This is a genomic window from Ligilactobacillus equi DSM 15833 = JCM 10991, assembly GCF_001435735.1.
GTDB lineage: Bacteria > Bacillota > Bacilli > Lactobacillales > Lactobacillaceae > Ligilactobacillus > Ligilactobacillus equi.
This window is the reverse complement of the sequence record NZ_AZFH01000131.1, coordinates 1-1,124: the sequence shown is the minus strand read 5'-3', so window position 1 is coordinate 1,124 and position 1,124 is coordinate 1. Positions and strand designations below refer to the sequence as shown.

Here is a 1,124-nt window from a genome sequence, read left to right as displayed (position 1 = left end):
CCAGAGAAGGTTACATCTTTATCAAAGTCATCAACATAAGTTAAAGAATCAACCATCGCGTGGTTTTCTTCTAAACGTTGACCGTTAAGAGTGTAAGAAACAGTATCGCCTTGGATAACGGTCTTACCAGAGTCATTAACAACTTTAGTCAAGCCATCGATAGTTTCTTGGCCAACAGTTACAACTTTAGAAGCTTGTGGCGTAATAGGCTTGTAAGTTACAGTTTCAACAGTATTACTGTTTTGTTTTGCCTTGTTGTGGTATTCAATAAAGGTATTCTTAACCACACCGTAACCTTGACGATTAACTTCAATTAATGTTTGGAATTGAACTTGTTGGTCTTTGTTATAGTTGTTAAGAATGTCCTTAAATGCCTTAGTAGCAAAAACAGTTACAACAGAATCCTTATCATTGTAATTGTAGTCAAAGTAACGAGAAATATCAGTATTCTTAGTTACCTTTTGCCCATTACCAAGGTTAATGTCTGTTAATGCGTATACATACCAGTGGTTATTGAAGTCATCACGCTTATCTAAGTGATCTTCCATACTCCATGAATCAGTATCAAACTTGTAATTCTTAGGAAGAATTGAAGATTTAAGCGTGTAAGTTACAACATGGTTGAAACCAACTTCTTGTTGGTCAAGAGACTTAGGATTACCAAGATTTTCAATTACATCCTTCTTAGGATCTAAGTTGTATACATAGTTCTTAACCATGTTTGTCTTGTAGACGTTACCCGCATTCACTTGTTGAGCGGTGTTGTCAATTTCAGTACCATTCTTCAAGCCAGACTTAGGTGTTGCGTAGAAGACTACATTAAGCTTTTGTCCACCAAAAGTTGAAATTAACTTAGCAGCTTCCTTAGCTGTAACCTTAAATGAGCCTTTCTTGTCATCAAATTGTACATTAAATTGTTTTGTAACGTCGTTACCTTTACCGTCTAAAACAGTAATTAAGTCTTTGTCAACGTCTACCTTAGTTTCATCGAAATCATCTGAGAAGGAGAATTCACGGCCAGAAGTTTCTGATGAAAGGGTAGTACCTGCCATGTCTGATAAGTCCCATGTCATGGAGTATTTCAACGTATCACCAACTAAAACATTAGTTCCGTTGATATCTTC

At 36.1% G+C, this 1,124-nt stretch carries 1 protein-coding gene; it reads right to left on the bottom strand.

Going from position 1 to position 1,124, the window contains the following annotated elements; all coding sequences use genetic code 11:
• On the bottom strand, window positions 1-1,124 hold a 1,124-nt coding region (locus tag FC36_RS07570; protein ID WP_191978608.1), incomplete at both ends, for an LPXTG cell wall anchor domain-containing protein.